This is a genomic window from Brasilonema sp. UFV-L1 (genome assembly GCF_012912105.1).
In the GTDB taxonomy this organism is placed as follows: Bacteria; Cyanobacteriota; Cyanobacteriia; order Cyanobacteriales; family Nostocaceae; genus Brasilonema.
Genome location: NZ_QMEA01000085.1, coordinates 17,216 through 40,742 on the forward strand (window position 1 = coordinate 17,216; position 23,527 = coordinate 40,742).

Sequence of the window (23,527 nt, forward strand, 5' to 3'; positions counted from 1 at the left end):
TTTTTTGAGCAGTTACTAGTTGATTTGTACTAACTGAAAATATTCCGATAAATTTATAGAGTTAAAGTAGGTCATCAAACTATTTCTATCTATATTTTTATCGTTAATCGTCTTTTCTTTGTACTGTCTTAGGGTAGGAATAACAGAAAAGTAAAAAAGTATCTTTTTTAGCAAAAAAAGAAAATACTTGATAGCAATTGATTTGTACTGAATTCTGATTAAAAATTTTCACAGAACCTTACAGTACACAGTACACAGTAAGAGCGTGAAAAATTAATAACTGATAACTGATAACTGATAACTGATAACTGTCAAAAGCTGTGCTGTTTAGACACTCTATTCAGTACCCAGAATGATTTGAGTAGAGAGTATCAAGATCTCATGTTTTGAGGAATGATCACTGTAAAGGTTGTTCCAACTCCTACTACACTCTCCACAGTAATTTTTCCTTGATGTAAATCCAAACATTTTTTGACTACTGCTAACCCCAAGCCCGTACCTAAAATTCCTCTGACATTATTGCCTCGTTGGAAAGGCTCATACAGTTGTGTTATTGTTTCTTTCGGAATACCAATACCTTCATCTCTAATATAAAAGGTGACTGCTTCTGGTTCCGATTTTAAAGTAAAGTATATATTTTTCCTTTCCGATGAATATTTGATAGCATTAGAAAGCAGATTACTTAGGATTGAGTAAAGCAATTTTTCATCTACCCAAGCATGAGTAGAACTACCCTGTTGATCAAAACTAATAGAATGTCGATCCTTACTTAAAGTTTGGATATCTTCAATTAAATTGAGACAAAAAGTTTGCATTTCTACTAGTTCAGGTTTGTACTCAAGCCTACCAGCTTCTGCTCTTGCTAAGGTTAGGATATCTGAGAGAAGTTGAGCCATTAACCGAGCGGAAGATTGGATGCGATAAAGATTCTTAAGTTTTTGTTTTTCAATGTGAGACTGGAGGGTTTCTTCTAAGAGCTGAGATGAACCCAGAATGACACTTAAAGGAGTGCGAAATTCGTGAGAAGCCATTGAGAAAAACTGAAGTTTAAGTTCACCTAATTCTTTTTCTTGAAGTAACTGGCGTTGAAGAATTTCTGCTTGCTGGCGCTTCATCATTTGGCGATAAAGTTGAGCATATACCCCAAAGAGGATAACAAAGGTAACAAAAGTTCCTATAATTTCAATTAGCATTCTTGACTGAATGCTAGATTTCGATTCTTTAACCCAGACTTCGAGTGCTTGTTCTTCTTCAAGTTGCATTCGGTCAATAACTTGTTGGATGTTATGTAAATTGCGCTTACTAAGAGTATTTGCTAGGGAATTTTGAGTTGCTGGGGAGAATTTGCCTTTTTGGAATAGGCTAATAGACTGCTGAGATAGAACAAGCCTTTTGTCTAACAAGGATTCTAGCTTTGCCAATCGTTGCTGCTGGTTAGGATTTTTATCCACAAATTTTCTCAATTTGTAGAGTTTGGGGTCAATTGACTGAATAGCAAGATTGTATCGTTTGAGCTCAGACTTATCTCCAGAAAGTATGTAACCACGTCGTCCAGATTCAGCATCATTCAAGGTAGCAAGAACATCAATAAGGGTTTCTAAAACTTCATGAGTTCGTTTTAGTTTGCTAGTACTTTCCGCAACACTTGTTGCATTTTGGTAAGAAATAAAACTAATAATGCCCGTCAGCAATACTGTTAAACCAAAACCACCTACAATCCACTTTCTTTCCATATGCCAGTTGATAATCGCCTGAACTTGGTAACCTAAAATCTAAAACCAAAAATCTCAAATTGTGATGCGGATCTTAGTTGTTGAAGATGATGTTCAAATTGCAGATATGCTGACAGAGGCGCTGACTAACCGCCAGTATGTGGTGGATGTCGTACAGGATGGTAAAGCAGCATTGGACTACGTGGAAACAATAGATTATGACTTAATTTTGCTAGATATTACTTTACCAAAGCTAGACGGGATTAAGTTTTGTCAGCAACTGCGCAATCATCACTTTACTATCCCCGTTCTCATCCTAACTGCCCGCGACACTATTGCTGATAAAATTATGGGATTAGATGCAGGGGCAGATGACTACATGGTCAAGCCCTTTGACTTAGGAGAATTAATGGCTCGCGTGCGGGCGCTGTTGCGAAGAGGTAGTTCTACAGCAGGCTCAAAAATCTTTTGGGGAAGTTTGTGCATCAATCCTAGTACATATGAAGTCACATACGAAGAGCTACTTTTAAACTTAACCCCAAAGGAGTATGCCATTCTAGAACTATTAGTTTCTAGCGGTCGGCGAGTTTTGAGTAGACCAGGTATTATTGAGCGAGTTTGGTCGCTAGAAGATCCACCCAGCGAGGAAACCGTCAAGTCCCATATCAAAAGCTTACGTCAAAAACTTAGGGAAGTCGGTGCGCCGGATGATTTCATTGAGACGGTGCATGGACTTGGTTATCGTCTCAAGCAGTTTTAAGGGCTTAGGGGGAGGATAATTTTCCTACATCATCGAGAAATGACTACCCGGTTTCTACCCGATTTCTCCCTAGTTTTTCCACTTCCTTAGAATAGGCTAGTTGTGTAAGTACAACTCCTCTAACACATCACCCAATTGATTCTTGCTTCAATGCAAGAATCAATTTATTACACAAAGAGTCAATCAAAATTGAAGATTGAACAGAAGGATGAAGTGTAAAGCATAGAGAACGACAAGAAACTTTTTTCAAACTTTATCCTTGCCAGCCTCAGCATACTTCACTCTTAAGCTTTCAGTTGAACAATATCTTGACTAAAGAAAAGGTAACGAAAATGCAAACAATTCTAGTTATTGAAGATGACCTGACTTACCAACACTGCCTGAATGATTTTTTAGAATCTCAAGAGTTTCAAGTTTTGCTAGCTAATGATGGGAAAAGCGGGTTATCTACAATCCAAAAGCAGAAACCAGATTTAGTCATTTGCGATATTCAGTTACCAGAAATGGATGGATACGGAGTTCTACAGTCACTCCGTCAGAACCCAACCATTGCAAATATTCCTTTTATCTTTTTGACATCTGAAGAAGACGCAACTCATTATCGTCGAGGAATGGAACTTGGTGCAGATGCTTACTTGACCAAACCCGTTTTTATGAATGCATTACTAAAGAGAGTCACTGCTTTACTTTTCTCAAAAGAGTTCAAAGAGGGAGAGATGACTAAGAATATGCAGATAGACTTTAATGATTTCACGTTTCAAAGCTAGAAAGTCAGGCTTAAAAATAAGCATTCTACCTTCTAACTGTATCCAAATAAAATGTGTAACAGCTTAATAAATTAATTTTTAATTAATTTGTAATTAATTGGTGCTCTACCTTTGCTAAAGGAAGCGTGGTTATGACAATTTCCCTAGACAAGTCAGTGACAAATGCTCACCAGTCTTTCCAGAATCAATGGCATCATGTTGATTTTACAGAAGCTGCCTTTTTCCTAGAAACCGACTTACAAACGGGGTTAACATCTACTGAAGTTGAACGCCGACGATCTGAGTGTGGCTCGAATGAACTAGCCACCAAACCCCAGAAAAGTGCGTGGCTGCGGTTTTTATTGCAATTTAACCAACCGCTGTTGTATATCCTGTTAGTGGCAGGAGCCATCAAGGCGATACTAGGTTCTTGGACAAATGCTACTGTGATTTGGGGCGTGACAGTTCTCAACGCGATTGTTGGTTACGTGCAAGAGTCGAAGGCCCAAGGAGCTATTGCTGCTCTTGCAAAAGCAGTAACCACAGAGGCGACTGTCATACGTGGTGAGAAAAAGGCTCGCATCTCTGCTAGGGAATTAGTGCCAGGAGACTTAGTAGTCCTCAGTTCTGGTGATAAAGTTCCGGCTGATCTGCGGCTTGTCAGTACGCGCAACTTGCAAGTAGATGAGTCTTCCCTCACAGGAGAGTCACAGCCTGTGAGAAAAAATACCAAGTTACTCAGTGCAGAGACTCCTTTAGCAGAGCGTCACAACATGGCTTACACAGGAAGCTTTGTGACTTTTGGCCAAGGGCAAGGCATTGTTGTTGCTATTGGTAATTCTACGGAATTAGGAAGAATATCCCAGTCAATAGAAGAACGCAAAAGTCTAAGTACACCCTTAACTCGCAAGTTTGACAAGTTTAGTCGAACCCTACTTTACATTATTTTAATACTTGCGAGCTTTACCTTTGTCCTGGGGTTAGGACAAGGACGCTCTTGGGTGGAGATGTTTGAGGCTGCGATCGCACTGGCTGTGAGCGCTATTCCTGAAGGGTTACCCGCAGTCGTCACTATTACTTTAGCAATTGGGGTGGCACGAATGGTACGTCGTCAAGCTATTATCCGTAAACTCCCAGCTGTAGAAACATTGGGTAGTGCTACGGTCATCTGTTCTGACAAAACTGGTACCCTGACAGAAAACCAGATGACAGTTCAACTCATATACGCTGGTGGCACACGGTACACCGTTAGCGGTGTGGGTTATAGCTTGGAGGGGACAATCACACAGATGTCTACTTCTCAACCCATTCATTTTGGTGGGCGTATTTTGGATGCTGACTCAAAGTTGAATGCTTATCATTTACAATCTGTGCGGGAATGTCTGATTGCAGGTTTGCTGTGCAATGACTCTCATCTCGAACCTAAACAGAATCAATGGTTTGTTGTTGGCGATCCGACTGAAGGCGCTTTAGTTGTTGCTGCCAGAAAAGCTGGCTTGAGTCAGTCTAAGCTCACAGAAGCTATGCCGAGGTTGGATACTCTTCCTTTTGAGTCTGATTACCAATATATGGCTACGTTGCATAGCACAAAGACAAACGATAAACGTACAAACAGCTTATCTTTCACTCCAGATTCTTCAAAAAGAACGATTTATGTAAAAGGCTCGGTAGAAGCTGTTTTAAGTCGTTGTCAGCAGATGTTGGATGCCAGTGGTAAACCCGTTCCTCTAGACCATGCCTCTGTAGAATTAGAAGTAGAGACAATGGCAAAACAAGGTCTACGAGTCCTTGCTTTTGCTAAGAAGTTAGTGGACAGCAATTCTAAATCCTTGGATCATAAAGATATTGCGTTAGAACTCATTTTTCTGGGTTTACAAGGGATGATTGATCCCCCACGTCAAGAAGTGTTTCCAGCTATCCAAGCCTGTCACTCTGCTGGAATTCAGGTGAAGATGATCACTGGAGACCACAAAACGACAGCAGTAGCAATTGCCAAAAAACTGGGGTTGCAAAAAGATGGTGAGGTGTTGGCATTTGAGGGACGACAATTAGAACAGATGAATGATGGCGAGCTGGTACAAGCAGCAGAAACAGGAGTCGTTTTCGCCAGAGTTGCTCCCGCCCAGAAACTGCGTCTTGTCGAAGCGTTGCAATCTAAAGGTGAGATTGTCGCAATGACAGGGGATGGAGTCAATGATGCACCTGCCCTCAAACAGGCGGATATTGGCATTGCAATGGGCGGCGCAGGAACAGATGTTGCCAAAGAAGCTGCTGATATGCTGCTGGTAGATGACAACTTCGCTTCAATAGAAGCAGCCGTCGAGCAAGGACGAACGGTTTACCAAAACTTGCGAAAGGCGATCGCCTTCATCCTACCTGTCAATGGTGGCGAATCGATGACAATTCTGCTCAGCGCCTTGATGGCATGGGAATTGCCTATCTTATCTTTGCAAATCCTGTGGCTGAACATGGTCAACTCTGTCGCCATGACTGTTCCATTGGCATTTGAACCAAAGTCCAATCGGGTGATGCAGCAACCCCCACGCAATCCTCGCGAACCCTTACTATCAAAGCAGTTGCTTTGGCGAATTTTTGCTGTCTCTGCCTTCAACTGGATTTTGATTTTTGGGATGTTTGAATGTGTACGTCGTACAACAGGAGACATTGCGATCGCCCGGACAATGGCAATCCAAGCGCTGATTCTTGGGAGAATTGTATATTTATTGAGTATTAGCCAATGGGGTAGAGCAATTGTTGCCAAACTACTAGGAAGAGCAACAGCAATTAAAGATGCTCCGGCTATTACGCTTGGTATTCTTGGCTCTGTTTTACTGCAAATCATCTTTAGCCAGTGGAGCATAATGAACACCTTATTTCAAACTGCCCCACTGAGTTGGAATCAGTGGCTCATTTGTCTTATTCCAGTATTGCCAATGATAGGGCTGGCTATCTTCGTTAACCGTATCGATCCAATTGACTAACTACTTATTGCTCAAACATATTTCCTAGGAGTTCCTAGCTCCTTCGCAGGAGGCACAAAATTCAAATTCTTGGGCTTAACCTGGGTGCAATAATTTTTACTTTTTTATATTTTATTACGTATTGACAAAGCAGATTCTTTATGAAATATGCTTTGTCATTTTCTCTATCACTTTGACTTTCTTGTGAATTCAGATACATCCATCGGGAGAGGATTTAAACCCTCAGTTCGTTTGCAATAAAGTCGATAGGATTGTAGTTGCACTTCAGTGCAATTACAAAGTACTTCTTGAAAAAGGTTTAATGGTGATGAAAGGTTTAAAAGGTAAGAGTGTGTTAGTCACAGGTGCCAGTTCGGGAATTGGGCAAGCAATTGCAGTGAGATTTGCTCAAGAAGGAGCAAACGTTGCTATCAACTACAGGAAAAGCCCAGAAGATGCTAAAGAGACTGAAGAAATGGTAGAGAATGCTTGCGGTGAAATTCGAGGTTGTGGTGTTGAAAGCATCTTAGTCCAAGCTGATGTTTCCAAAGAAGAAGATGTCATCAAAATGGTAGCTACTGTTGTAGAAAAGTTTGGCAAATTAGATATTTTAATTAACAACGCTGGCATTCAAATTGAAGGTGCAGCTCATGAAATTAAAACAGAAAATTTTGACAAAGTTATTTCCGTAAATCTCCGAGGTGCATACATCTGCGCCCGTGAAGCACTCAAACACTTCCTTTATCGTCAAGAGAGTGGAGTCATTATTAATATATCCAGCGTTCATGAAATTATTCCCAAACCTCAATATATTGGGTACTCTGTGAGCAAAGGAGGAATGGAAAATCTCACCCGTTCTTTAGCTTTGGAATACGCATCTCGTAACATTCGCGTGAATGCAATTGCACCAGGAGCAACAATAACACCAATTAACAATTCGTGGATTAATGATCCAAAGGCAAAAGCTGAAGTTGAAAGTAATATTCCTATGGGTCGCGCTGGAACATCAGAAGAAATGGCAGCGGCTGTCGCATTTCTTTGCTCAGATGAAGCAGCTTATATTACTGGTCAAACCTTGTTTATTGATGGTGGATTAACACTTTACCCCAGCTTTCGCGAGCCTTGGTCTTCGTAAGAAATATATGAGAAAGATAACGTGAGTTCGATAGACGAAAAGATAAATTAGCAGAAGCCAAAACTTAAGGCTATGTAACTTAAGTTTTGACTTCAATTCGTGCTCATGACATTTTTTCTAACAAGTAGGACAACAAAAGATTTGCAATTTCTTGTTCAAGCTGCCCATCACTCAGCAATTCTGGATGTTCAATGACTGCTGCATGACATAAAGATTCAACAGTGCGTCCTAGAATGAACACAGTCAAATCGAGGTTTTGTGGTTTGGGGCGATCGCCCTTTGAGCGGCTTCCTGTAAGATCATCGCTCCATCTCTCCAAGTAAGCTCGAAGCATAGCGTTAATTTGTTCTTCTGCGTTTTCGACTTGCTTGAGCCTACCTATACGAGGAACTTCCTCATCCAACACTTTATGCAGCATTGGATTCACCGCGTGAGCTGAAATCACTGCTTTCACTAATTCGGGTATTGCAACTTCAGGCGGTACATCAAACAAATCGCTCAATTTTGATTCGACAAGCTCAACCATCTCGTTTGTGTGCTGTGAAACAAGCGCAGCAACCAAAGCTTCTTTGTTTGGGAAGTACTGATACAGCGAGCCAATGCTGACTCCAGCTAACTCTGCAATCCGATTTGTACTTGCTTTATCGTAGCCTTCTTCAGTCAGAATGCGAGCAGTTGCACTCAGGATAGCATCAACTGTCACTTTGGAACGGTCTTGTTGTGGTAATTTTCGGGGTGTCGTAGAAATTTTGCGAGGCATTTGAGTAATGTAATAAAATGCGAGTTGCAAAAAATGAGTTATAACTCATATGATATGATTTATAACTCACATTTTACCAAGCAGCCATGAAGAAATTTACTCTTTCGGCAGAACTGAACCAATTATCAGGTATCAACCCGCGCCTGTTCGGAGTGTTCAATAACTCACACCTTCTGGGAGTTGTCAAAGTCAAGGATGCACAGGGTTTTTGGGAAACTCATCATCAGGGCGAAGAACTATTAATCATTCTGTCAGGAAGAGCGCGTTTCATTGCGTTAATTGATGGGCAAAAACAGGTTGTAGAAATTGGTGCAGGAGATATTCTCTGGATTCCGAAAGATGCTGAACATTCTGTGGAAATTGTGGAGGAACTACATATCTTGTTTGTCTCACCTAAAGATGGCAATTCAGCAAGAGTTGAGAATGGTGTAAACTTGCAAACTGAAAGATTAGCAGTACATCAACAACATTTAGAATAACCATTACTAACAACTATGACTAAGTAAGCGAGGAACAATAAATTATGAATTCAGCTAAATATCGTGTATTTGTTTGTACAAAACAACGTGATGCCAATGATCCAGAGGGTTGTTGTCATAACTGTGGAGCACTGGAAATTTATGAAGCTTTTCAAGAAGAGATTTCACAACGACAGCTAGAACATCAGGTAGAAATTCGTCGCTCTGGTTGTTTAGACAATTGTGAAGCAGGAGCCGTTGCTTTAATATATCAACCTAAGCTTCATGAACCGTCGTGGTTACCTACAAAAATTCAGAAAAAGATTGCTTCTAATAAACATTATTACGGTCATCTCAAACGTGCAGATATTGCCGAACTGGTTGAAAGTCATCTTGTCAATGGACAGCCACTGAAACGGTGTAAGATATAGAATATCTTACAAAAGTGATTGTCATGGAAATACGGTTGTTTCGTACACAAGACACCGAGCAAATAGCACAGTTATTCCACGAAACAGTACGTGAAATTAACATTCGCGATTACTCAAATAATCAAGTTAAAGCGTGGGCACCAGATGATATTTACTTTAGAAACTGGTCAGAAGTTTGTTTAAAAAGATTTACCTACGTTGCAGATGATAAGGGAATAATTGTTGGTTTTGGAGAGCTAGAATCTAATGGTCATATTGATTGCTTTTATTGCCATAAGAACTATCAGCGTCGTGGAGTAGGGAGTCAAATCTATCAGGCAATTGAGGCAAAAGCATTGGAATTAGGGTTGGATTGTTTGTTTACTGAGGCGAGTATTACCGCAAAGCCATTTTTCCAAAATATGGGATTCTCGGTTGTGAAAGAACAACAAGTGACTCGTCGCGGAGAAACTTTCACTAATTATGCAATGGAGAAGTTTCTAAGAAGTGCGGTTTAACTTCTTCGTTGTTATGCCGCTCATAATATTTCCTCTAGTAAAGATGATTATTGTCAGGAGAATATGTCATGAATTCAGTAACTACCAACTCAACATTATTACTTCCAGAAGTACAAGCTGTTCTTGAACGGCTGCATACCTTAGCTGACACTAACGACGCTACGATGATTCAGCAGGTTATGGAGAGTGGTTCTGATTGGAAGTCCTCAAGTTCTGAACAGAAATCAGGAATGTTCCGCGAGGCGCTGCTACCGATTTCAAGGGATATTGGCAGATTCCTTTATGGAGTCGCTCGTTCTATTTCTGCCAAACACATTGTTGAATTCGGTACGTCTTACGGTGTCTCTACAATCTATTTTGCTGCCGCCATGCGCGATAATGGTGGCGGATTAGTTGTCGGTTCAGAGCTTGAAAACAGTAAGGTTGCTAAGGCAAATCAAAATCTTGCAGAAGCAGGATTATCACAATTCGTCGAGATTCGTGCTGGTGATGCTCTCCAGACGTTGCGTTACAACAACACAATAGATTTACTCTTTCTTGATGGCTGGAAAGACATCTATTTGGACGTTTTACATCTTGTGTTGGGTAACCTTCGGCAAGGTTCTGTCATTGTGGCTGATGATGTAGAGCTTTTCCGAGATGACCTCGCACCCTATCTGGATTATATCCGTAATCCTGCTCATAGTTTTGTCTCAGTTAGGCTACCGCTTGAAGACGGAATTGAGTATTCTGTCAAACTCTGATGAATATGAGCGTACTGAAATTGGGTAGTCTTAGATTTTGCACCTGAGTGAAAAACCGGGTTGCTTGAAAATGCCTACTCCTAGAAACCTTAGAGCTATTTTCAGCTAAATGAACCACATTTTTTTACCTCACGCAAAGGCGCAAAGAAGAACGCAAAAATGTGGTCTAAATAAATGAAAACTTAAGAATGACAGCAAGCCTTAATGTGTGATTTGAGAATTTGTCACCTATTTTTATCTACAATCGGATGATCTTCGGTATCCACATCTAGCTCTTCTCGACGAACCTGTTCTTGCGAGTTAACCATTTCTTGCTCTACTTGTTTCCTGATTCTGACTTCTTCACGTAAGACGGCTTGTTTGTGAATATCAGGCTTCTGTTCGTAGATATCCATACGTGCGACTTCTCCAGAGCGGAAAGCAGCTTCCCCAGGAGAAACAGGTTGAAGAGCGTTTTCTGGAGTCACTCGCTCAATCACAACTCGCTTTTGACCAACCGCCAATTCGCCAGGTAAAAAGTGGTGCTGTATATAAAGACATTCCTGCTGGCTATTGGGCTACTCGTCCCATTGAGTCAGCGTATCAACACGGAAAGGTACAAGTTCAGAAGCAAGAGTAAAATTACGTTTTTGCCAGGAATGTAAAATCGCCAATTGAGCGCGCGGGATTGGTGATCAGGGTATTCCGGGGTAGTAACCCGCAACGCCGGGTTATTTTATCTGAAGTGTACTAACTCATATCAGCTTTCAGGAAAATGGCGAGAGAGAAAAAGATTAACTATTACGATAACATTGCACAAATCTACGATCGCACGCGCTGGTTAACAGAGTCAGTAGCAGAGGAAGTGGCAGACTTTATCCTTAAACTTGTTTGTGCAACACCTGAGACATCTTTTTTAGAACCAGGTGTTGGTACAGGCTTAAATGTTCTTCCTTTCGTCAAGCGTGGTTATTCAGTGACAGGAATTGATATTTCTTCAGAAATGCTTGCTCAGTTCCGTCAGAAATTTAATGAAACTCCCCAAAATTTGAAGTTGATTCATGCTGATGCTTCACATTTGCCTTTTCTAGACAATAGTTTCGACGTTGTACTAACTGTTCATATGCTTCATTTCGTTTCTGATTGGAGAGCATTTTTAGATGATATTAATCGAGTATTGAAACCTGGAGGTTTTTATCTTAATTGTCAATGGATTACACCACCAGCCCGCAAAGAATTTGAAGATTATTTTCGAGCTATCCTGGCTAAGTATGAGGGTGGTAAGCAAGAATCCAAGCGTATTAATGCAATTATTCAAGAAATAGATGTGGAAGAATATTTCTACGGTAGAGGAGTCAAGTCAAATTATTTTATTGCTAAAGAATGGACAGTTAAAAACACTGTTAGGGAACTACTAAGTTTTTTGAAATCACGAGCATACGGCTTATGTTGGCAAGTACCAGATGAGATGTTTAACGAAATAATGAATGAGCTTGAGGAGTTTTGTATTAAGCATTACGGCTCTCTAGAAGAAGTTCTTTCTTCCGAAGCTAAGTTTGAAATATGGGCTTACAGAGCGGTCTAATAAGTAGGTCAACATTGAAAAACGTAAGATAGAATTTTTGCGATTACTACCCTGCGGGAAGCCCCCTCCGGGGTCTACGCTGCACTGCGTTGCCCGCCACGGCTATCGCCGAACGCCTCGCGGCTTCGGCTCGTAATGACATTTTACGTTTAATTAGGTTGACCTACTTATCAGAAAAATTTCTGTCAAAATTTGATAGAATATCCACGTACTGTAATTGGGTAGTGAAGTATCTTATTTGAACAGTATTAACTAGTATTAACTAATATCAGCTTTCAGAAAAATAGCGAGAGAGAAAATCTTGAGGTGTCAAAATGGGAATTTGATTAAATTCAGTCAAGACTAGTAAATCTAAATCACCAGTAATAATGACTTCCACACTCGCTGCAACAGCTGCAGCTAAAATTTTATTATCTTTGGAATCGCGTAATTGAGGTGCATCAACAGAAATATCTGGACACATCTGTATGACATCTCTTGTTGCATTAATGACATCATCTACATTCAAATCTAAAGATTGGATTTTGGACTGAAATTTTCTACGGCGTAAAGTTGTTTCTAATTCTAGAAATAAAGCTTCAGAAGCAAAAATAGTAATTTGATTATCTTCTGCAAGTATTAAAACTTTATCTGGTACACCTCCCCACAACAAAGCTGATATCCAAACGTTAACATCAACGACAACTTTCATTTTTCAGTCCAAAGTTCTTGTCGAACTTCCTTGACTATCTGACTGATTTCTTTCAGTGTAGGTTGATTGGGGTCTGAACCTGCTTCTTGTACTCGTCTTCTTAATTCTTTTAATGTTAGTGGTTTACGGATTTTTTTGAACACAATTTCATCTTCTGTGACTGAAACTTCATACTCAGTCAATGGCTTTAGTTTTTCTAACAATTCTGATGGTATTTCTAGTTTTCCATCATCTGTTACTTTGACAATCATACTGTGCTAGATGTCCAGGGTGATTTTGTTGATTTTTGTTACGAGGTTTTTTGAGTTCAGGGGTTTATAGCCACAGATAAAAAGACCCAGGCTGAATAAACTCAGCCACTGCCTTGGGTATCCAAATATCATGAATAACTTTCATGAATCCACGCTTTTGGTTAGTCTAGAATTTATAGAGGGTTTAAATAACTCTACCAAAAGTAGGTATGGAACATGACATAACTATGCAAAAAATTCAGATTCTGTCTGCAAAGTCGTTATACTTATACATCACGCGCTTTGAAAAAATTATAGATCGCAAGAGTAATGGCTAAAACTAACGCGATATGAATGAGATTCCCTGCAATTTGAAGTACCAGCCCCAATACCCAGAAAGCAAACAGTAAAACGACAAGACCCCAAAGTATGCCTAACATAATTTTTGATTCCGGTTTAGAGTAGAGGATTTCTATCAGAATAATTCTAATTGACTAACAAAAAATAATTGAGACACAAATTTTTAACCATACTCATCTCTATGATATCAAACCGGGCACTTAGAACGAAAGTGCAACAAGGGTTAATGGTGACTTAAATTAATATAAAAAAATGAGAGGAGAACAGAACAAGTGAAACCGCTACGGGTTATAGTTGTAGGTGGTGGCGCGGCTGGTTTTTTTGGTGCAATCGCAGCAGCCAAAGCTAACCCTCATGCGCAAGTGACAATACTCGAAGCCAGTCGCCAAGTCCTGGTAAAAGTTCGCATTTCTGGTGGTGGACGCTGCAACGTCACTCAAGCTTGTTTCGATCCATCAGGATTGGTACAAAATTATCCTAGAGGGGGAAAAGCCTTGCTAGGTGCGTTCACGCGCTTTCAAGCTAAGGATACAGTCGCTTGGTTTGCTACCCACGGAGTACCCCTCAAAACTGAAGCTGATGGCAGAATGTTCCCCATTACTGATAGTTCTGAAACTATAGTCAACTGTCTGATAAATACTGCAAAAACAGCTGGTGTACACATACGTACAGGAACGCTGATTGTTGCTGTCAAACCACTCAGTACTCATTTTGAAATTTCTTTAAAGTCGGGAGAGGTTTTAGAGTGTAATAGCTTGCTACTTGCTACAGGTAGCAATCCCATAGGCTACAAAATAGCACAAAAGTTGGGACACACAATTGAACCACCAGTTCCCTCGTTATTTACCTTCAATATCATTGATGAAAAAGTTTTGAAGTTGGCTGGTATAAGCGTCAACCCTGTGCGCTTGCGTTTAAGCATCCCAGGACACCCTCAACTAGAACAAACAGGACCATTACTCATTACCCATTGGGGTTTCAGTGGTCCTGCTGTGCTAAAACTTTCTGCATGGGGTGCGAGAGTCTTGCATTCAAACAACTATCAAGCGACTTTACTTGTGAGTTGGCTACCCCATCTTAAGCCAGAAGAAGTCCGGCAGAAGTTACTAGCAGTTAAAAATGAAGTCGCAAAACGGGCGATCGCCTTGCATCGCGGCGTAGACTTACCCCATCGTCTTTGGCAATACATTATCTCACGTGCGGGAGTCACAAAAGAAGACCGTTGGGCAGAATTATCAAACAAAACACTCAACCTGTTGGTACAAGAACTTACTCAAGGACATTACCAAATAAAGGGCAAAGGAGTTTTTAAGGAAGAATTTGTCACCTGTGGCGGTGTCAACCTTAAAGAAGTCAACTTTAAAACAATGGAAAGTCGATTAGTTCCTGGGCTTCACTTTGCTGGAGAAATTTTGGATATTGATGGTGTGACTGGCGGTTTTAATTTTCAAAGTGCTTGGACGACAGGATATTTAGCAGGGTTGGGAGCAGTTAACTCAGAACTTGTCTAAAATAGTCTCAAAATTACTGGAGATTCTTTAATGACTTTTGAACAACTACAAATAGGCGATTATTTTCGGATACCTGGTATGAGTTCCGGGTTTGTGTATAGAAAAGCTAGTAGTTCAAATTGCAGTCTGAATGCTGCATTACAACCAATCCGACCTGGAACAACAGTACTACCACTGACTCCTGCAGAAATCACTCACCATTTTGCAACAAAGTTTGCGACAAAGCTAGAGTTCCTTAAAAGCCTCAGAGGTTCCATAAACGGCTAATCACAGGGCAAACGCACCTTCAAGTGGTACACTCATAGTTGAGTATCGAATAAATATATGCACTTCAAATACTACTTATACGGGTATTGATTGCATGCGCTCGCTCAGTGGTAACTGGTAATCTGTGAATAGATAATGAGTCACGCTTAATCCAATTACCTATTAGTGATTACCAATAATGATTGATAAAGGTTAGAAGTAAATTTGACTAGCAACATTAAGAGAAATTTTCGCTCAGAAGCCTCTTGGCAGAAGCGCCTACAGTATAACTTCGACAACTTTATGTCGAAAGGAGGATTGTCAGTCTTTCTGGCATTACTGTCCTTATTTATAGGTGCTTTTGTTGTCATGACAATTGCCCGTTATATATCTGAACAGTTATTTCCTAATACAAATCCAGAACAATCTCCAGATCTGTACTGGGAGATATTCGTACAACTCATTGGGCTAAGAGACACAGGAGATGAGGCCAATGTTGCTACTAAGATTATTGGTGTTGTCACAATTTTTATCGGCTTAGTTTTATTTTCCAGCCTGGTAGCTTTCATTACCCAGGAATTTGAATCAAGACTTCAGATATTGCGTCAGGGTAAAAGCCCAGTCATAGAAGAAAATCATACGCTCATTTTAGGATTCAGCGACAGAGTCATAGATATTATCAAAGAGTTAATCGTTGCTAATGAATCCGTTGCAGACGCAGTTGTTGTTATCCTGTCTCAAAAGCAGAAGGAGGAGATGGATAATTTCCTCCGAAATAATTTAGGTGAACTGAAAACCACACGAGTGGTTACTCGTAATGGCTTAATTACTAATTTAAATGATCTGAATAAAGTTGCAGTCAAAGTTGCTAAATCAGTGATCATTTTGAATGATGCCAAAGCTTCAGACTCGGAAGAATCGAAGACTTTAGCTGATGCACGAGCTGTCAAAGCAATCCTGGCAGTGCTAGCAGCTAATGAAGAAGATTCCTTGCCACCTGTTATAGTAGAATTGCACTCGCAGCAATATCGCCGACTCGCTGAAAATATTGCTCCAGGAACAGTCACCACTCTTAATGAAGCTGATATTTTAGCTCGGATTTTAGTTCAAACTTCACGGAGTGTAGGATTAGCAACAGTTTATTTAAACTTGGTAGGTTTTGAAGGTAACGAATTCTATTTCTATCGTGCAGAAAAAGGTTGGCAAAACTTGAATTTTGGTGAATTACCATTTCATTTTTCAAATGGTATACCTATAGGTGTCCGTCATGCAGATGCCACCCTAACAATAAAACCAAACAAAGATTACCAGCTAGCTGAAAATGATGAAATTATCATCCTAGCAGAAGACGACTCAACCATCCAGTTTCATCCACAACCTGTCGTGCAACCTAAGAATTTTGGCTATGGTGACTATTGCAAAACTCTAGAGCGAAAACCTGAAAAGCATCTTATTATTGGCTGGAATAGCAAAACTCTTATTACACTCAGTGAATATGCCAAATACCTGATCTCTGGTTCAGAGGTTAACCTGGTGGTAGAGGATTTAACATCAAAAATACAAGCTGAATTTGACAATATTGCCAAAAGTTATCCACACATTAAGATGGATGCTCTGCAAGTTAATCTGGACTCTGTTGAGCAGCTTGTTCTCCTCAAACCCTATGAATATAATAGCATCTCAATTTTAGCAGGTAGAGGTGAAAATGCCGAGGAAATTGACGCTAAAACCCTCACGATTTTGTTAGAATTACGGCAAATTTTCCGAGAATATACCGCTCAAACCGAAAACCAAGTCACCACCGAATTGATTGCAGAAATCATTGACTCTGAAGACACCGACTTGGTTATCAAAGCAGGTGTTAAAGACTTTCTCCTGACAAATCAATTTGTCTCTAAAATTCTAGCTCAAGTTTCTCAAGAGCCTGATGTGATGTCAATCTATCACGATTTATTCTCAGTAGAGGGGAGCGAGTTATATATCAAGCCCATATCGCTTTACTTTTCAAGCGCACAACTTGGAAATTTGACTTTCGCTGACTGTGTAAAAGCTGCACAAGAACGTGACGAATTGTGTATTGGCGTGAGAATTAACACACTGATTCAGGATAGAAATAAAAATTTTGGTATTGACTTAGTACCAAGTCTGGATAAGCAACTCAGTCTCAATTTTAATGATGCACTGATTACCTTAGCTGAGAATGAAACATGAGAAGAATATTAAAGCAACGTTTCATACAACATTTCAAACTAGTACAGCGTGGCAGAAATAAAGCACCCATTATTCACAGACAAAAAGCTTTCAGTTGAGATGTTTTTGAGTTGAAGAAAAAAAGCTTTTAAGCCCTTCCCTGACTACTGTCTAGAAAGGGACAAAAGCAAAAGTCAAAAAAGAATTGTTTGGTTATTTGTTTTACTTCTGATTGATTAAAACTCCTGGTTCTTGCTGTATTGGCAAGACATCTAAAATATCAGTTTGAGAACAATATTTCAGATCTTCATGACAGTTGAGGCGCAAGAGGCGTTTACCATGACTAGCATGATGGAAAAGTCCCAACAAATTGTCTTGCCACTGAGAGTAAAGCGCTATAGCACCAAAGACCTCATCGTTACCTGCTTGTTCGTCGGGTGGCAAGTTGGTTTGCTGTAAAATACTATGGGCTATAGCACCAGCACACGCTGTGTCTTCTAGGGAAAAACTCCCTTCCCAACCTGAACCGACTATCCAGACTGTTTCTGGTTGCTTTTCTAATACATACCGCACGACTGTAGCACGGTTGACAAAAGCAGCTGCTAGCACTACTTTCGCGTCTTGTATTCTTTGTAAAGCGCGGGTGCCATTGGTGGTACTGATGAACAAGCGCCGTCCCTTCACAAGTTCCGGAGTACAGTCGAGAGGAGAATTCCCCAAATCAAAGCCAGGAACTTTTGAACCGCCACGTTCTCCTGCTCGCAGACGTTTTTGAGGGGAGTATTTCTCACTCACTGCCATGAGTTGCTCCAAATCACTGAATACTTGGACAGCTTCACCTCCAACCGCTAAGACAGTTGCCATTGTTGTTGTAGCTCGCAGTACATCGACTGCGATCGCGCATTCTGGCACTAAATCTATTGGAGTCAATTCCGGAGTGTGGTAAACGAATAGCTTCACGCCTTAAGTACACCTGATTGAATACTACTGCCTTGACACTACCACGCCCAGAAGGTGTGGGATTCTACAAGGATTTCACCCTGTATATTTTGTCTTTTAGGTTCCCCGGCACAACACGTTTGCTCACCAGAGCGTGCTGTTGTTTCCTTAAACCTCGTCGATTCGAGTGTAGGACGTCTACTTACCCCAAGTCTTGGGGTAAGTTTTAACGTCTTGTACTGACACGTTAATTGTACTATTTAGACGACACTTAAGCGTGCCGTAGGCATTAGGCTTTTTGCTGTAATCTGAATTGACACTCCCCACCTTGCCTTCCGCTGAAGGTGGGGATTCTTGGTTCATCGAGCAGCCCTAAACCTAGTTCCTAAGAGGAACCGCTTTCGCTTCGCGTCTCATCTGGTGAGCAATATCTAAACAAAACACCCGTCATTGGCGACCAAGTGTCGAGCCAGTTCACGAAAGACCTAGAGGGCATCTCTCCCCAAGCTTTCAGGTACTTCTTGACAGTGCCTTAAAAGCCGTTTTCTGCCTTTCCCTACGTTCCCGTGTGCCCCACGGTACGCTGTCTTTTAAGTTGTTTTTTTACTAGGTTCACGCGCTACGTGTTAGGTAACGACTAGGTTTTTAAAGAGGACTTGCCTTACCCTCTGTTCATCAGCCCAATCCCTAGCCTTTCGTACGTCCCCATCTTTTATACCGATGACATCCGGTCTAACTCACATTTTTGTGGTGGATTGCTTTTTGCTATACTTGAATTGTACTCCATATAGACCCACGATGGCAAGGGAAAAAAGTATCAAAATCAGGCTAACAGAAGAAGAATTTAACTTAGTTCAAGACTACGCCAAAAACAAAAGTTTGAGTATATCTGAGGTGATTCGCGACTATATTAAGACCCTTCGTCAGCCAACCTGGAGATAGTTAATTCCGACGCATTGTCCCCGAAAAAATGAGCCAGCCTTATGACTACGAGTACGCGACTTGGAAGACAGATCAACAAAACAAAGGCTGACGACCTGCGGTCCAGGGCAAACGCATCTAAATTTTCACAAACCAAACACGGTTGAGTTTAAGGCTTGTAATATCGCCTTCCAGTAATGCGATCGCTATCTTTCATTAGCAAAAGCTTAACTTTACTAAAATGTCTATAATTAAATGTAATATGTAGCGGAAAAAAGTAAATTAATTCGCATAAAAAAATACGGTATCATGTATACCAATTAAAAATTTAACCAATTTCTACCGGAATTTAGGATGTATAAATTCCAGCTAGAACTTGAGCCAAATATTCATTATCCCACCCAGCTTTATTTCGTTTTCTTTTTACTCCTTTTTTAAGAGTTGTTTCTTGATTTAAAAGATTAAGGGCAATCTGCCTTAATCTTGCAAAATTTTGAGGAGCATTATCTTTTCTAATTCGACAATTATCTTCATGAAAGGCTACATCTAAAACCCAATGTAATTGATTTTCAATGTTCCAGTGACCACGTATAGATTGAGCTAACAATTCGGCATCGTTAGGCAGACTACTAATAAAATAACGAGTTTCTAATTTAGTTTTCCCCTTGTATGTCCGCATGAAATCTATCATGCCTACAGAATATAAACTGTCCCATTTACCCTCTGGGTCTATGAGTTCTTTAACATTACTCAACACTACGCAATGTCTTGTTTCATTACGACCATGAGCCGGTTCTGAAACACGAATATTGCTATAAGAAAATCCTTCATATTTGTTTGTAATTGCTTGCTTAAATAGCTCTTCTACCCTTTGATACAAAGAGTTTTGATTCTTTTTTAAAGTAATAACGTAGTCTCCATCTTTTTCAATAATCTTTTTAAGAATATCTTTCTGGCAACCCATCGCATCTATAGTTACAATGCAACCTTTGAGACATAAAAGATTTAATAATTCCGGAATGGCTGTAATCTCATTCGATTTCTCATCAACTTTAACTTGCCCTAATACTAATCTTTGAGATCTGCTCCAAGCACTTACCATGTGAATAGCAGCTTTCTCATTTTTTCTATCATAAGAATGGCGTAAAGTTTTGCCATCGATAGCGACTAAGTCTCCATCAGTTAACTTCTCAACACATTTTACCCAACTAAGAAAACATTCTTGGAATTGTTTAGGATCTATACGTGAAAAGACACGAGCAAATGTATCGTGAGATGGAATTCCATTTTCCAACTCCAAAAATTTTTGAAACCACTCATATTTTGCATCACCAAAGAGTTCAATATCCTCCCAGGTGTCTGCGCCACAAATCACGGCACAAATAGCAATGGTGATAATATCTGTTAATTGGTGTAGTTTTGAGCGTTCGACTCTTGGATCATCTATGTCACTAAAATGTTCTGTAATGGTAATTTTTGGTTTGAGCTTCATTGAAAGTAGTCTCAAATCACTGATTTAGAAAATTTTACCGAAAAATATTAAATTTACTCATCAAATATTGGTGATATTGATAATGATAATTGCGTATAAGGGGTGGAAAGGCGAGCTTGGCTCGCCTTTCCACCCCCCCTCTCTTTTTTTGATTATCATTTTTATTAGTCAAAATCTAGACTGTCTTAACCTATCATTAATACTATCTGTCTTCAATGCACATATATATTTAATAGTCAATCATATATGTGCCACTTTAAGGTGCGTTTGCCCTGACCTGCGGTCCGCTTCGCTAACATTTTTTTACGTGTAAGACCCCGCCTCAAGCACCCCGTCCTCTCGTTAAGCGGTGGTCAACGTCGAAACGAGGTGCTTTCGTCATTCACCGCCTTACATCCCCACCGCATGGCGGATGGGGATGTAAGGCGATTTGATAAAGAGCAAATTTTGTAAAAACTCGGTTTAATATTCAGATTGTCCTCTACTACCAAACTAAGGCTATTCCTGCTGCTATGGTGACTAGTGAGGGATTAGTGGTGCTTTTCGACAACAACTAACAGCTAACAATCCCCAGTCTAAAATCTAAAATCCCAAACTTATATGGCACCTTTACCTAATTATCGTCCAAAACAACTGTCTGTAGGTCCGTTAGAAGGAGAAATTTTGAATATCATCTGGGAACTTGGTTCTGCTACAGTCAAAGACGTACACGACCGCATTCTAACTGACCCTAACCGAGAACTTGCTTACACATCTGTGACCACTGTACTGCGTCGCCTCACTGATAAAGGGTGGCTAGTTTGCATTAAAAAAGGACGAGCATACTTTTGGCAACCATTGTTGACAAAACAGCAAGCAGAGGTAATTAGAGCGCACGAACAGTTACAGCGATTTCTGGCGGTGGGTAACCCCGATGTTATTGCTGCTTTTGCAGATAGCTTGGATGAAACTGCTTCTGAGCAAATACAGGCGATCGCCAAACGTATTCAAGCCGCACGTCAAATCAGGGAGGAACAATAATGCATCTTATTATGATTGTCACTGCTTTGTTTATTGCTTGTTGGACAAGATATCAATGGACACAATCTCAAGGAACTTGGAATGAGCGATGGCAATATGTACTATTTTTATTTCTCTTTCCCCCATTGCTCATTTTTATGACGGCGATCGCCATCATTTGTATGGGACCTCAAGGTAAAATGAGCGGGCTACAAACAGGTTGGTTAAGCTATCTGCTGGCATTAAGTAGTCTTGCCTTTTTTGCCATTTTATGTATAAAGCTGGCGTGGGGAGGATGGCAGTCTGTGAAATCTGCTCGCAACTGTTCACTCATTCATCTTGAAAATAAACAAGTAAGAATTCTGGACACAGGAGTCCTGTTTGCCGGTCAAATTGGATTTTGGCAACCCGAACTCGTCCTCAGCCAAGGATTACTTCAGACCCTTTCACCAGAACAATTGGAAACTGTCTTAGCCCACGAACAAGGACATTATTATTACCGAGATACATTCTGGTTTTTCTGGCTGGGTTGGGTGCGTTCCTGCACCGCGTGGTTACCAAACACAGAACCATTGTGGCAAGAGTTATTAGCCTTGCGCGAACTACGCGCTGATGCACACGCTGCTTTACAAGTCGATCCTTTACTACTTGCAGAATCACTTTTATTGGTTGTCAGTAGTCCCCCTGTATCCTCAGAAATTTGCTGCGCTGCATTAGGTTCTGGTGACGTAGACCGTTTAAAACAGAGAGTAGAAGCTTTGTTAGGGCAGCCAGAAATAATACCAGAGTCTCACTTGCAGTCTTGGAATGGTTTTCTCTTAGCATTTCTGCCTTTGGTAACTGTAATCTTTCATACTTGACCTCCCAGAGGAAGGAACGAGACATCAGGGTTGGAAGCTGTAACTTAATTCCTCGCCACCTCTTGCCATATCTTCCGTAATGAGAAGATAATAGGATGTAGTCATTAACATAAAGTTAAAATGGACAACATCCCAGAAATGACAATTAGCGTTGGAGATGCTGCCAAAGAATTAGGCATCTCAATCACAACTTTAAGGAGGTGGGCAGACTCAGGAAAGATTCGTTCAGAGCGCTCACCGACAGGACAAAGAAGATTTTATCTAGCAGACATTAAGCGGATTACACCGCGCGATTTGAAGCAGTTAGATGAGCGCATAACAATTAATTACGCTCGTGTTTCAAGCCATGACCAAAAAGAAGATTTAGTCCGACAAGCCCAAGTATTGGAAGCGTTCAGTTCTGCTAATGGATGGCAATTTGAAACTATCCAAGACCTCGGAAGTGGTTTGAACTACAACAACAAAGGACTTCAAAAACTTCTTAAACGCATCATGCAAGGTGATGTTGGCAGATTGGTACTGACTCATAAAGACCGACTGCTTAGATTCGGTGCAGAGCTAGTCTTTGCAATGTGTGCAGAGTTTGAAACAGAGGTAGTTATTATCAACAAGTCCAATGAGGAAGTGACGTTTGAGCAGGAGCTAGTACAAGACATGATTGAACTCATAACAGTTTTTTCAGCGCGTTTGTACGGTTCTAGAAGCAAGAAGAATAAAAAGTTGATTGATGGTATGGCTCAAGTTGTTAAGGAGAGCCAGTGCGTTGCCGGGGTTCCCCCGGTTGAAGCACCTGGCGTAGTGTCGTAGTGCTGTTAGGTTTCAAGACCGAATTGAAATTGAACAAAGCGCAACGCATAGCATTAGCCAAGCATTGTGGAGTAGCTCGTCATGCTTGGAATTGGGGACTCGGTGCGATTCGTTCACTCTAAATAAGTAGTAATACTTAGGGAGGAGTGACAGGTAAATGAACCGGGCAACCGGAATAAAGCCTGATAACTGATTGACCATGAAGGTGATTAACTCAAAAAATCCTAGATTATGAAGTTAAAAGTCCTTCTCCACAGATGCAATGGTAAAAGCATCACCCCCAGGTTTGCGACTAGCCATCAACGCCTGAAGCGGGGTGAAAAGGAGTAAAGACTAATAGCCTAAATTGGTTTTCTCCGAGCAAGAACCCATGAGTAGCGTAGCGAAGATGTGTCTGAACCGTCGTCACAGTTGGCCAGCGAAATAAGGCTGACGCTGGAACCAAAAGGTAAGGATAATGGGGCTGGCAAATCTAGTCTTGACCAGTATCCCCGTCTAGCTTTTCGCTCGTTACA

Annotated in this window: 25 protein-coding genes and 1 pseudogene; 17 read left to right on the forward strand and 9 right to left on the reverse strand. The window is 40.6% G+C overall.

Annotated elements, in window-relative coordinates:
- Positions 1 to 371: 371 nt before the first annotated feature.
- Positions 372 to 1,733, reverse strand: a complete 1,362-nt coding sequence (locus DP117_RS22260; protein ID WP_211176280.1) for an ATP-binding protein — start codon at positions 1,731 to 1,733, stop codon at positions 372 to 374.
- A 64-nt stretch (positions 1,734 to 1,797) separates the two neighbouring features.
- On the opposite strand from DP117_RS22260, the gene DP117_RS22265 reads away from it, so the two are divergent.
- From DP117_RS22265 to DP117_RS22280, 4 genes are all read left to right on the forward strand, one after another.
- Entirely contained in the window at positions 1,798 to 2,472 is a 675-nt protein-coding gene (locus DP117_RS22265; protein ID WP_169220442.1) for a response regulator transcription factor, read from the forward strand.
- A 332-nt stretch (positions 2,473 to 2,804) separates the two neighbouring features.
- Positions 2,805 to 3,239 (forward strand): response regulator, encoded by a 435-nt coding sequence (locus DP117_RS22270; protein ID WP_169220420.1) that lies wholly within the window; start codon positions 2,805 to 2,807, stop codon positions 3,237 to 3,239.
- Between the two features lie 131 nt (positions 3,240 to 3,370).
- Positions 3,371 to 6,199 carry a cation-transporting P-type ATPase gene (locus tag DP117_RS22275; protein ID WP_169220421.1) on the forward strand — a complete coding sequence of 943 codons (2,829 nt, stop codon included), beginning with the start codon at positions 3,371 to 3,373 and terminating at the stop codon, positions 6,197 to 6,199.
- 307 nt (positions 6,200 to 6,506) lie between these two features.
- The gene (locus DP117_RS22280) at positions 6,507 to 7,313 is read left to right on the forward strand and encodes a glucose 1-dehydrogenase (protein WP_169220422.1); all 807 of its coding nucleotides are present in this window, start codon (positions 6,507 to 6,509) and stop codon (positions 7,311 to 7,313) included.
- 103 nt (positions 7,314 to 7,416) lie between these two features.
- Here the strand turns inward: DP117_RS22280 and DP117_RS22285 are convergent, their stop codons facing one another.
- Positions 7,417 to 8,073: a TetR/AcrR family transcriptional regulator gene (locus tag DP117_RS22285; RefSeq protein WP_169220423.1), complete on the reverse strand. Its 657-nt coding sequence runs from the start codon at positions 8,071 to 8,073 to the stop codon at positions 7,417 to 7,419.
- A gap of 86 nt (positions 8,074 to 8,159) precedes the next feature.
- Here DP117_RS22285 and DP117_RS22290 point away from each other — a divergent pair, with 86 nt between their 5' ends.
- The 4 genes from DP117_RS22290 to DP117_RS22305 all read left to right on the forward strand — a co-directional run bounded on the left by DP117_RS22290 (position 8,160) and on the right by DP117_RS22305 (position 10,202).
- Positions 8,160 to 8,552 (forward strand): cupin domain-containing protein, encoded by a 393-nt coding sequence (locus DP117_RS22290; RefSeq protein WP_169220424.1) that lies wholly within the window; start codon positions 8,160 to 8,162, stop codon positions 8,550 to 8,552.
- A gap of 44 nt (positions 8,553 to 8,596) precedes the next feature.
- Positions 8,597 to 8,962 (forward strand): (2Fe-2S) ferredoxin domain-containing protein, encoded by a 366-nt coding sequence (locus DP117_RS22295; RefSeq protein ID WP_169220425.1) that lies wholly within the window; start codon positions 8,597 to 8,599, stop codon positions 8,960 to 8,962.
- Between the two features lie 23 nt (positions 8,963 to 8,985).
- Positions 8,986 to 9,459 carry a GNAT family N-acetyltransferase gene (locus tag DP117_RS22300; RefSeq protein WP_169220426.1) on the forward strand — a complete coding sequence of 158 codons (474 nt, stop codon included), beginning with the start codon at positions 8,986 to 8,988 and terminating at the stop codon, positions 9,457 to 9,459.
- A gap of 68 nt (positions 9,460 to 9,527) precedes the next feature.
- A complete protein-coding gene (locus DP117_RS22305; RefSeq protein WP_169220427.1) occupies positions 9,528 to 10,202 on the forward strand; it encodes a class I SAM-dependent methyltransferase in 675 nt (224 codons plus the stop codon).
- 224 nt (positions 10,203 to 10,426) lie between these two features.
- On the opposite strand, the gene DP117_RS22310 is transcribed toward DP117_RS22305, so the two are convergent.
- Positions 10,427 to 10,681 carry a DUF2382 domain-containing protein gene (locus DP117_RS22310; protein WP_339381373.1) on the reverse strand — a complete coding sequence of 85 codons (255 nt, stop codon included), beginning with the start codon at positions 10,679 to 10,681 and terminating at the stop codon, positions 10,427 to 10,429.
- A gap of 5 nt (positions 10,682 to 10,686) precedes the next feature.
- On the opposite strand from DP117_RS22310, the pseudogene DP117_RS36415 reads away from it, so the two are divergent.
- Positions 10,687 to 10,794, forward strand: a pseudogene (locus DP117_RS36415) (S-layer homology domain-containing protein); the annotation flags it as partial.
- A gap of 162 nt (positions 10,795 to 10,956) precedes the next feature.
- On the forward strand, positions 10,957 to 11,766 hold the full coding sequence (locus DP117_RS22315) for a class I SAM-dependent methyltransferase (RefSeq protein WP_169220428.1): 810 nt from the start codon (positions 10,957 to 10,959) through the stop codon (positions 11,764 to 11,766).
- Between the two features lie 268 nt (positions 11,767 to 12,034).
- Here DP117_RS22315 and DP117_RS22320 read toward each other — a convergent pair whose 3' ends face one another.
- The 3 genes from DP117_RS22320 to DP117_RS22330 form a co-directional block, all read right to left on the reverse strand.
- Complete coding sequence (locus tag DP117_RS22320) at positions 12,035 to 12,457, reverse strand: putative toxin-antitoxin system toxin component, PIN family (protein ID WP_169220429.1); 423 nt, start codon at positions 12,455 to 12,457, stop codon at positions 12,035 to 12,037.
- The gene (locus DP117_RS22325) at positions 12,454 to 12,708 is read right to left on the reverse strand and encodes a hypothetical protein (RefSeq protein ID WP_169220430.1); all 255 of its coding nucleotides are present in this window, start codon (positions 12,706 to 12,708) and stop codon (positions 12,454 to 12,456) included. The genes DP117_RS22320 and DP117_RS22325 overlap by 4 nt, the downstream gene beginning before the upstream one ends.
- A gap of 266 nt (positions 12,709 to 12,974) precedes the next feature.
- Positions 12,975 to 13,127, reverse strand: a complete 153-nt coding sequence (locus DP117_RS22330; RefSeq protein ID WP_169220431.1) for a lmo0937 family membrane protein — start codon at positions 13,125 to 13,127, stop codon at positions 12,975 to 12,977.
- A 192-nt stretch (positions 13,128 to 13,319) separates the two neighbouring features.
- On the opposite strand from DP117_RS22330, the gene DP117_RS22335 reads away from it, so the two are divergent.
- The 3 genes from DP117_RS22335 to DP117_RS22345 all read left to right on the forward strand — a co-directional run bounded on the left by DP117_RS22335 (position 13,320) and on the right by DP117_RS22345 (position 17,015).
- Positions 13,320 to 14,558 (forward strand): NAD(P)/FAD-dependent oxidoreductase, encoded by a 1,239-nt coding sequence (locus DP117_RS22335; RefSeq protein ID WP_169220432.1) that lies wholly within the window; start codon positions 13,320 to 13,322, stop codon positions 14,556 to 14,558.
- A gap of 30 nt (positions 14,559 to 14,588) precedes the next feature.
- A complete protein-coding gene (locus DP117_RS22340) occupies positions 14,589 to 14,825 on the forward strand; it encodes a hypothetical protein (RefSeq protein WP_169220433.1) in 237 nt (78 codons plus the stop codon).
- Between the two features lie 204 nt (positions 14,826 to 15,029).
- The gene (locus DP117_RS22345) at positions 15,030 to 17,015 is read left to right on the forward strand and encodes a hypothetical protein (protein ID WP_211176281.1); all 1,986 of its coding nucleotides are present in this window, start codon (positions 15,030 to 15,032) and stop codon (positions 17,013 to 17,015) included.
- A 201-nt stretch (positions 17,016 to 17,216) separates the two neighbouring features.
- Here the strand turns inward: DP117_RS22345 and DP117_RS22350 are convergent, their stop codons facing one another.
- From DP117_RS22350 to DP117_RS22360, 3 genes are all read right to left on the reverse strand, one after another.
- Positions 17,217 to 17,954: a 2-phosphosulfolactate phosphatase family protein gene (locus tag DP117_RS22350; RefSeq protein ID WP_169220434.1), complete on the reverse strand. Its 738-nt coding sequence runs from the start codon at positions 17,952 to 17,954 to the stop codon at positions 17,217 to 17,219.
- A 177-nt stretch (positions 17,955 to 18,131) separates the two neighbouring features.
- A complete protein-coding gene (locus DP117_RS22355; protein WP_169220435.1) occupies positions 18,132 to 18,296 on the reverse strand; it encodes a hypothetical protein in 165 nt (54 codons plus the stop codon).
- Between the two features lie 907 nt (positions 18,297 to 19,203).
- Positions 19,204 to 20,346, reverse strand: coding sequence for an ISAs1 family transposase (locus DP117_RS22360; protein ID WP_169220436.1), 1,143 nt, complete (start codon positions 20,344 to 20,346; stop codon positions 19,204 to 19,206).
- A 600-nt stretch (positions 20,347 to 20,946) separates the two neighbouring features.
- Between DP117_RS22360 and DP117_RS22365 the strand changes: the two genes are divergently transcribed.
- From DP117_RS22365 to DP117_RS22380, 4 genes are all read left to right on the forward strand, one after another.
- Positions 20,947 to 21,366: a BlaI/MecI/CopY family transcriptional regulator gene (locus tag DP117_RS22365; protein ID WP_169220437.1), complete on the forward strand. Its 420-nt coding sequence runs from the start codon at positions 20,947 to 20,949 to the stop codon at positions 21,364 to 21,366.
- On the forward strand, positions 21,366 to 22,205 hold the full coding sequence (locus tag DP117_RS22370) for a M56 family metallopeptidase (protein WP_169220438.1): 840 nt from the start codon (positions 21,366 to 21,368) through the stop codon (positions 22,203 to 22,205). The genes DP117_RS22365 and DP117_RS22370 overlap by 1 nt, the downstream gene beginning before the upstream one ends.
- A 138-nt stretch (positions 22,206 to 22,343) precedes the next feature.
- On the forward strand, positions 22,344 to 23,012 hold the full coding sequence (locus DP117_RS22375; protein ID WP_169220444.1) for an IS607 family transposase: 669 nt from the start codon (positions 22,344 to 22,346) through the stop codon (positions 23,010 to 23,012).
- Positions 23,012 to 23,134, forward strand: coding sequence for a helix-turn-helix domain-containing protein (locus DP117_RS22380; RefSeq protein WP_339381374.1), 123 nt, complete (start codon positions 23,012 to 23,014; stop codon positions 23,132 to 23,134). The genes DP117_RS22375 and DP117_RS22380 overlap by 1 nt, the downstream gene beginning before the upstream one ends.
- The last annotated feature ends 393 nt before the right edge of the window (positions 23,135 to 23,527 follow it).